The organism is Mycobacterium sp. shizuoka-1, from assembly GCF_002723835.1.
GTDB lineage: Bacteria > Actinomycetota > Actinomycetes > Mycobacteriales > Mycobacteriaceae > Mycobacterium.
The window spans coordinates 1-8,678 of record NZ_BEWG01000046.1 but is presented as its reverse complement, the minus strand read 5'-3'; the positions used below and the strand labels follow the sequence as shown (position 1 = coordinate 8,678).

Sequence of the window (8,678 nt, the reverse complement as noted above, 5' to 3'; positions counted from 1 at the left end):
CCTCCTCATCGCTTCGCTCTGCATCGTCGCCGGCGGTGTCATGCGCCGCTCCGCCCGATCGCTTCGGCGAGATGGTCGGCCGCGCCGCGGCGCAGGGCGACCGATTCCGGGGCCAGGGTGATCAGCGCAAATCCCAACGCGGCCAATTCCTTTCCTGTCACGCCGTCACCGGCATGGATGCCTGCGACGACACCGGCAGCCGCCGCGGCCTGCTGTACCCGCACGATCCCGTCGCGCACCGCCGGGTTGTCGGTCGCCCTGACGACCCCGGTGCCCAGCGAGATCGCCAAATCGGCGGGGCCCACATAGACCCCGGCCAGGCCCGGTACCGCGCAGATCTCGTGGACCGCGTCCAGGCCGGCCGCGGTCTCGATCATCGCGAACACACTCACCCGCGCCGACAACGCGGCCGGGTCATGTCCCAGGCTGGCCCGCAGCGGGCCGAAGCTGCGGATCCCGTCTGGTGCGAATCGGGTCGCGGCGACCGCCTCGGCGGCCTGCTCGGGGCGGTCCACCATCGCGACGATGATCGCGTCGGCCCCGGCGTCCAGTACCCGTCCGATCGGCGCGGGCGCCGCGGACGGCACCCGCACGGCGGTGGCGATCGGGACGTGCTCGAGGCGGCGCAGCGCGAGCGCCACGTCGGCGTCGTCGAGATAACCGTGCTGAATGTCGAACCCGACGTAGTCGTAACCGGCACGGGCGAATTCGTCGGGCCCGGCGAACGACGGGCCGGTGATCCAGCCGCCCCAAACCTGCGCCTTGTCGGCCAGCGCCTGCTGCAACCTGCCGGCGGTCATGCGGCCACGATCGCGATCTTGACCCGACCGGGGGTCGGGCGGCAGGCGAACTCGAACGCCTCTTGTACGTCGGCGACACCGAACGTGTGGGTGACGTAGCGACCCAGCAGCTCGGGATGCGCGCGGGCGAACGCGTCGGCGGCATCCAGCACCCGTCGGCGGTCCAGTGTCACACCGGATTTCAACGTGAGATTGTTGCGCAGCATGGTGCGCATGCTGATCGGGTAACTGTCGTCGTCGGGCACACCGAAGTAGAAGACCGTGCCGCCGAAGGCGGCCGCTTCGACGGCATTGTTCAACGTGGCGACCTGGTGGCCGACCGCTTCGATGACGATGTCGGGCTTGTCGTGCGCGGCGAGGTGCGCCACCCAGCGGTCACTGGTGGCCCGCACCACGGTGTCGACGCCGAACGTCGCGGCCACGTCGTCGCGGTAGATCGGGTCGACCCCGGTGACGTGCTCGGCGCCGGCAGCCTTGGCCGCGTAGGAGAAGAGCAGCCCGATCGAGCCCTGGCCGATGACCGCGACCCGCTTGCCCGTCAGCGGCGGAAGTTGTTCGAGCGCATAGAGAATGCAGGCCAGCGGCTGCAGCCCGACCGCCTGGGCGGGGCTCAGCGCGGGGTCGTACGGCGCCAGCCCGCTGCCGTCGGATACCACGAATTCCATCAGGCCGTCGAAACCGGAAGCCCAGCCGACGACGCGGTTGCCGGGGCGGTGTTCGGCATGTGCGCTCGCCAAGACTTCGCCCACGATCTCGTGCACGGGAAAGCCCGCCATCTCGGCGGCCAGGGTGCCGGTGTCGCCCGGCAGTCGGCCCTGCACGCCCTTGAAGCCGGGGATGTCGCTGCCGCAGATGCCCGCGGCGAGGAATTTCAGCAGCACCTGACCGTCGCGCAGATGGTCGGGCGGGGGGTCGGGCGTTGTCACCCGCTCGAACGTATACGGCGCGACAAGCCGGTAACACCACACGGGCTCAGGCCTCCGATGACGCGTCGGTCGTTGACAGTGCCACGTACGGAGCGTGACACTTGTGCGATGTTTTGTAAAGGTACGGCATGACGGTCCTGGACTCCTTCTCCCGAGCTCAGCTTGCCAGCGGATTCTGCTTCGGCGAAGGCCCACGGTGGTTCGAGGGCCTGCTGTGGATGTCCGACATGCTCGGCGAGGCCGTGCACACGATCACCCTCGACGGGGCGGTGACGACGCTGGAACTGGTCGGCCACGCGCCGGCGGGCCTGGGGTTCCGCCCCGATGGCACGCTGCTGATCGTGTCCACCGAGCGCCGCGAGGTACTGAGCTATGACGGCGATGTCATCACCACCGTCGCCGACCTGTCTGCGGTGGCGCCGGCCAACCTCGGGGACATGGTGATCGACGGTCACGGCCGGGCTTATATCGGGTCGCAGGCCCGTGCGGGCGGCATCATCGCCCGGCTGGATCTCGACGACTCGGTGACCGTCGTGGCCGACGACCTCGACTTCCCCAACGGGATGGCGGTCACGCCCGACGGTGCCACGCTGATCGTCGCCGAGTCGATCGGCCGGCGGCTGAGCGCCTACGAGATCGACGCCGACGGCGGGCTGTCCGGGCGCCGGGTGTTCGCCGACGGCCTCGACGGTCCACCGGACGGGATCGCGCTCGACGACGCAGGCGGAGTGTGGACGTCGATGACACTGGCCCACCGCTTCGAGCGGATCGTCGCCGGCGGTGAGGTCACCGACCGCATCGACATCGGCGACCGGGCGGCCATCGCCTGCATGCTCGGCGGGCCCGACCGGCGCACCCTGTTCCTGGTTTCCAGCTCCGACGCCTATCCGCAGCGGCTGGCCGGCACCCGCCTGTCGCGCGTGGAGACCGTGTGGGTCGACGTCCCCGGTGCGGGGTTTCCGTCAGTAGAAAGGTGAGCATGTCCGACAGCTACTACGAACTCGTCGACCCCGACGATCCGCGCGGGCAGAAGTTCCGGGCCACCGACATGGTTCGCAGCACCTGGTCGTCGCACATCCAGCACGCCGGACCGGTGTCGGCGCTGCTGGTCCGTGCCCTGCAGCGGTGTCGCTACCGCCCGGACACCCGGTTGAGCCGGGTCGTGGTGGACCTCCTGGGGCCGGTGCCCGCCGACGGGGACATCTGGGTCACCGCCGAACTGGACCGGGGCGGCAAGCAGATCGAACTCGTCTCGGCGGTGATGCTCGGACTCGGGCCCGACGGACAGCCGCGCCCGGTCGCGCGCGCGAGCGCATGGCGGATGCTGACCCTGGACACCGAGGCACTGCTCTCGGCGCCGGTCGCGCCATTGCCGCCCCGCGCGCAGGGCGTCAACCGCAACCTCGCCGACAACTTCGACCCGAACTACGTGCACAGCCTGGAGTGGTTGTGGCTCACCGAGCACATGGCGCCCGGTCCCGGAGGCTCGTGGCTGCGGCCACAGGTCGACCTGGTGCAGGGCGAGGTGAGCACCCCGTTGGAGCGGCTGTTCGCCGTCGCCGACTGCGCCAACGGCATCGGCTCCAAGATCGACATCAGGAAGTACACCTTCCTCAACACCGATCTCGTGGTGCATCTGCACCGGGTGCCGGCCGGGGAGTGGACGGGCATCCGCTCCGAGACGAGGTACGGACCCGACGGGGTGGGGACGACCGTGGGCACCCTGTTCGACGACGACGGTGCCGTAGGCGTCATCGCGCAGTCGGTGCTGGTGCGGCCCCGGTAGTTCCGGGCGCCGAAGACGTCGGCTCTAGTCGAACAGCACAGCGGGATTCAGATAACCCGTCGGGTCGAACGCGGCCTTGATGGTGCGCATCGCGGCGATGTCCTCGTCGGTGCGAGCCATCGACAGGTAGTGGCGTTTGCGGCTCCCCACACCGTGCTCCGAGCTGACGTTGCCGCCGTGGTCGGCGATCAACGTCATCATCGCGGCGTACAGCTGGGCTTCCTGTTCGGCGTCGCAGCGCAAAACGTTCAGGTGCAGATTGCCCTCGCCGATGTGGCCGAACAGCACCGGGATCGCGTCCGGGGCATGTGCGGCGACCAGCGCGGCCGACGCGGCGGCGAACGCCGGGATCGCCGAGAGCGGCAGGGAGACATCGAATTTCAGCGGGGGACCGAACAGCCCCACCACCTCGGCGGTGGCTTCGCGGACCTGCCAGAGCCGTTGCTGTGCCGTTGCGTCGATGCCGACCGCCGGTTCGCCGGACAGCTCGGCATCCTCCAGTGCCTCGGCCAGCCGCTCGGTCAGATCGGTCTCGCCGGCCAGCTCGATCAGCAGCAACCACGCACCGGCGGTCGGCACCGGAACGTCCAGGTGTTCGGCGGCCAGCGCCGCCGCCCGCCCGTCGATGAGCTCAAGTGCGGCAATCGATTCGGTGTCGCGCAACACCCGGCCGGCCGACACCAGCGCGTCGAGCTCGGCGAATCCGCACACCGCCGTCACCCGATGGGCGGGCACCGGGTGCAGGCGCAGGTCCAGCCCGGTGATCACCCCCAACGTGCCTTCCGCGCCGATGAACAACGAAGCCAGGTCGTAGCCGGTGTTGTCGGAGCGCACCATGCTGTGCCGGTGCACCAGCGACCCGTCGGGCAACGCGACGTCCAGGCCGATCACCTGCTCGCCCATGTTCCCGTACCGCACGGTGCGCAGGCCGCCGGCATTGGTGGAGGCCATCCCGCCGACGGTCGCCGAATCACGGGCGGCCAGGTCCACCCCGAACAGCAGGCCGGCGCCGGCCGCCGCGCGCTGCACGGCCGCCGCGGTCACCCCGGCGCCGACCCGGATCCGCCGCTCGACGACGTCCACCTCGCCGATCTCGGTCAGCCGCTCCGTGGACAGCAGGACGTCGTCGTGTTCGGGCACGGTCCCGGCCACCAACGAGGTGCGGCCGCCCTGCACCGTCACCGACACGCCCGCGTCCCGGCATTCCCGCAACACCGCGGCCACCTCGAGGGCCGAGCCGGGCCGAACCAGGGCGCTGGCCTTCCCGCGGTAGCGCCCGGTGTGATCCACGCTGCGGCCGTCCAGGACGTCGGCATCGGTGACGACGTGCGCGGCACCGACAATCGCCCGGAGCCGCTCGGGCAGTGAGGAACTCATCCCGAGGGTCTATCACACATGGCCAGGAACGCTCCCAACTCCACCAACCCGGCCGGCGTCGACGGCAGATAATCGGTCAGCATCGCCGACCGCACGATCACCGCCGCGTACTTCGCCCGGCTCACCGCCACGTTCAGACGATTGCGGTTGAGCAGGAACGAGATTCCGCGCGGCACCTCCGCGATCGAGGACGCCACCAGCGAGACGAACACCACCGGGGCCTGCCTGCCCTGGAACTTGTCCACCGTGCCGGCCTGCACCGCCGACAATCCCGCCGTGTCCAACAGGCGACGCAACAACACCACCTGGGCGTTGTAGGGCGTCACGATCAGCACGTCGGCGCCGGTCAGCGGTCGGGTGCCGTCCTCGTCGGTCCAGGCCGCGCCGAGCATGGCGGTGATCGAGGTGACGATCGCCTGGGCCTCCTGCCTGCTGTCGGTGGAGTTGCCGTCGTGCGCGACGGGCAGGACGTGCACACCGGGTTGGACGCCGGCCAGGCGCCGGGCGGCCGTTCGTTCTTTGACCGAGTGCAGCCGATTGTCGTAGGACAGCCGGGACACCACGGCGCACACCGCCGGATGCATGCGATAGGAACGGTCCAGGAAGTAGCCCAGCTCCTCGGGCAGGGTGTGCCTGCCGTCGACCAGCCAGCCCAGCGCCGAGGCATCCACCGGTTCGGGATGTGTGCCCTGGCTGACCTGAGGTAACTGCTGGGGGTCGCCGAGCAGCAGCAGGTTGGTGGCCGCCTGCGCGACGGCGATGGTGTTGGCCAGGCAGAACTGGCCCGCCTCCTCGATCACCAACAGATCCAGGCTGCCCGGCGGCACCCGGGACGCGTTGGCGAAATCCCATGCCGTGCCCCCGATCACGCAGCTATCATGGTCGGCGATGAACGCGGGATAGTTCTTCTCGTCGAGCTCGGTCCACTCGCCGCCGCCCCGCTTCTTGGCCACCACGGCCGGATCTACCCCGGCGCCGATGATGTCGCAGAACAGGTTCTCCACCACGGCGTGGGATTGCGCCACCACGCCGACGCGCCAGCCATGCTCGGTGACCAGTGCGGCGATGACGCGGGCGGCGGTGTGCGTCTTACCGGTTCCGGGCGGCCCGTGCACCGCCACATACGACGAGTCCAGGCCCAGCACCGCGGCGGTGATGTCGGCCGCGGCATCGCCGGTGCGGGGCAGCGTCGTGCGGGTGCGCGGCGGGCGGCGCAGCAGGATGTCGACGACAGCGGTCAAGGGCAGGGCGGGCAGACCGGCCGCCACGTGTGCGGCTGCGGCGTCGATGGACTGGCGCAGCGGCTTGGTGGAGAACGGCGAACCAGGGGTCAACGCGAACGGAACCGCATCGAAGACCCCACCGCTCTTCGGTTCCCGCTCCAGCACCAGCACCTCGGTCGGCGCCGCGGGATCATCGCACTCGAGCACGTCCACCGACGAATACGCCCGCCGCTCGGGATCGTCGGACAGGCCGGCCGGGGAGGGCGGGTCGTACATCGCGTACATGTCGCGGTTGAGCTCGCCGGCGGCGATCGAACCGGTCAGCAGCAGACGCCGTTGCTGCTTGCGAGCGCGCGGCGGGATGTTCCACGCCGTCTCGACGCTCACTTTCTCGGCCAGGAAAACTCCTGGCGTATCCGACCATTCGTCGACCGGGCTGTTGAGCCGGTCGAAATGTCTCCACCAGAACGGCTTGTCCTCGCGGCGGTGGTACCCGCGCGCGGCGGCGATCATCGCGACGGCCCGCTGCTGCGGGCTGCGGTCGCTGACGTCGTCACCGGCGAATGCGCCCAGGGTGCGGGCCAGTTCGTCATCGACGTCGACCTGGCCGCTGTCCTGGACCGGCGCGGCGCCCAGTGGAGGCACCCCGGATTCAAAGGCGCGGCGCAGCAACCAGTCCCGCAGCATCCGGGTGGACCGGCAGTCGTAGTGGTTGTAGTCCTCGATCTCCTTGAGCACGGTGGCGGCTTCGTCCGCGCGGTCGTCGGCGAGCAATTCGCAGTAGCGCGCGTACATGGTGATCGAGTCGGTGGCGGTGGTGACGTCACCGGTGCGCAGCTCGGCGCCCATGTAGAGCGGCTCGAGCGACTTCAGGCTGTAGTTCTCGGTGCCGACTCGAATGCTCTTGCGGACCAACGGATACAGGTCCACCAGCACGCCGTTGCGCAGCAGGTCGTCGACCTCGTCCTCACCCTCGCCGTAGCGGCCCGCCAGCCGCAGCAGCGCGGTCTTCTCGTACGCCGCGTAGTGGTAGATGTGCATCTTCGGATACCGCTTGCGACGTTTGCGGACCAGCTCCAGGAAACCCTTGAGCGCCTTGCGTTCTCCGCGGCGATCGTGCGCCCACAGCGGCTGGAAGTCCCCGTCCGGCCTCGTTCCGAGCACGCCGAACAGATACTCCAGGCCCCAGTCGGTGCCATCGGCGGTCCAGAGCGGGTCGCCTTCGAAATCGAAGAACAGATCACCCCGGTCCGGGTCGGGCAACAGCATCAGCGGCTGCGGATCGACGACCTCGAACGGTGGCTTGCCGGCGATCCGCGGCGCGAGCTGCAGCCGGGCCTGCCCGCGCAGCGAGTCGAGCGCGCGAGCTGCCAGCTCCGGTACCGGGCCGTCGTGGGCGGCCAGCTGGGCCACGGTGGTGATGCCGGCGTCGATCAGCCGGGACCGTTGACTGACCCGCATGCCCGCCACCAGCAGCAGATCGTCGTGCTCGCGCACCTGCGCCTCGCACTCCGGGCAGCGCATGCAGGCGCGCACGGACTCGTCAGCCCAGTCGACCGCGGCGTCCCCGGCGGCATGCCGGTCCAGCAGGGCCTGCAGGTCGGCACGGCGGGAGCGGTATACCGGCAGCAGTTCGTCAACCCGGTAGGCGGTGGTAACACCGTTGCCCAGGACCAGCTCGACCTCTTCGTGCACGGCCACTCCCGCGGCGGCCAGTGCTTCGGCATAGGCGGCCAGCTGCAGCAGCGCCTCGACCTTGACCGAGCGGGCCAGCTTGGTGTCGCGCAGCCGGTAGCGCTCGCCGTCGAGCACGAGGAAGTCGGCGAAGCCCGCGAAGCGGCCGTCGAACATCGCGGCCTGATAGATGACGGGGGCCCGCCGCTGCACCGCGCGCAGGGTGGCCTCCGCGGCGGCGCGCAGGCCGGCCACCGAGTAGGCGGGCCTGCCGATGACGACGACGTCGCCGGTCGATCGCAGCTCGTCGAGGTGGCGCTGCTCGTGCTGGTCGCCCAGCTCGGCGGTGCGGGCCAGCAGCTCGTCTTCGACCGACACCGACGGGCCGCGGCCCAGCTTCGCGTCGAAGGCACGCAGCAACGCGTACTCGCAGCGGGCGGCCGCCGCGAGGTCAGAGGCGCTGTAGATGACGCGGTCGTCGGCGACGAACACAGACCCACTGTAGGCGGGTCCGCCGACGGATCAGGTGTTGCCGATCAGCTCCACGCCGTTGCCGTTCCAGCGGAACTTGACCACGCTCTGCAGGCCCAGCCCGTTGACGTAGGACAGTGCCACGGTGTCACCGGTGGTCTGTGCGGGGTCGACGCCGGTGAAGCCGTAGGTGTCGGGCACGCCGGTCGGGATGTACTTGCCGAGATGGAACATCACCGCGCGGGTGTTGGGGTTGTCGGCGTTGGTGTTGGCCTTGATGATCACCGCCGACAGCTGAGCGCATTCGTTGTAGTTGCCGGCCACCGGTACCGGGTTCCAGGGTTGATTGCTGCGCGGATCACGGGGAAGTTCGGAGACGGTCTGGGCGATGGCCGGGGCCGTGAGGTTCACCGCGCACGGG

General features: G+C 69.9%; 7 protein-coding genes. 2 read left to right on the top strand and 5 right to left on the bottom strand.

All coding sequences use genetic code 11. From position 1 onward, the window contains the following. Positions 1-38: 38 nt before the first annotated feature. On the bottom strand, positions 39-800 hold the full coding sequence (locus MSZK_RS14510) for an HpcH/HpaI aldolase/citrate lyase family protein (RefSeq protein ID WP_099248898.1): 762 nt from the start codon (positions 798-800) through the stop codon (positions 39-41). Continuing rightward, positions 797-1,768, bottom strand: a complete 972-nt coding sequence (locus MSZK_RS14505) for a zinc-binding dehydrogenase (protein WP_099248897.1) — start codon at positions 1,766-1,768, stop codon at positions 797-799. Before MSZK_RS14505 ends, MSZK_RS14510 begins: the two co-directional genes overlap by 4 nt. A gap of 86 nt (positions 1,769-1,854) precedes the next feature. Between MSZK_RS14505 and MSZK_RS14500 the strand changes: the two genes are divergently transcribed. Beyond that, entirely contained in the window at positions 1,855-2,703 is an 849-nt protein-coding gene (locus tag MSZK_RS14500) for an SMP-30/gluconolactonase/LRE family protein (protein WP_099248895.1), read from the top strand. 2 nt (positions 2,704-2,705) lie between these two features. Continuing rightward, positions 2,706-3,512 (top strand): thioesterase family protein, encoded by an 807-nt coding sequence (locus MSZK_RS14495; RefSeq protein ID WP_099248994.1) that lies wholly within the window; start codon positions 2,706-2,708, stop codon positions 3,510-3,512. A 24-nt stretch (positions 3,513-3,536) separates the two neighbouring features. Here the strand turns inward: MSZK_RS14495 and MSZK_RS14490 are convergent, their stop codons facing one another. The 3 genes from MSZK_RS14490 to MSZK_RS14480 form a co-directional block, all read right to left on the bottom strand. Next, the gene (locus MSZK_RS14490; RefSeq protein WP_099248893.1) at positions 3,537-4,889 is read right to left on the bottom strand and encodes an FAD-binding oxidoreductase; all 1,353 of its coding nucleotides are present in this window, start codon (positions 4,887-4,889) and stop codon (positions 3,537-3,539) included. Next, on the bottom strand, positions 4,886-8,278 hold the full coding sequence (locus MSZK_RS14485) for a TM0106 family RecB-like putative nuclease (protein ID WP_099248891.1): 3,393 nt from the start codon (positions 8,276-8,278) through the stop codon (positions 4,886-4,888). The genes MSZK_RS14490 and MSZK_RS14485 overlap by 4 nt, the downstream gene beginning before the upstream one ends. Before the next feature lie 30 nt (positions 8,279-8,308). After that, positions 8,309-8,678 (bottom strand): LppP/LprE family lipoprotein (locus tag MSZK_RS14480; RefSeq protein WP_199203340.1); only part of this gene is annotated, 370 nt, incomplete at its 5' end.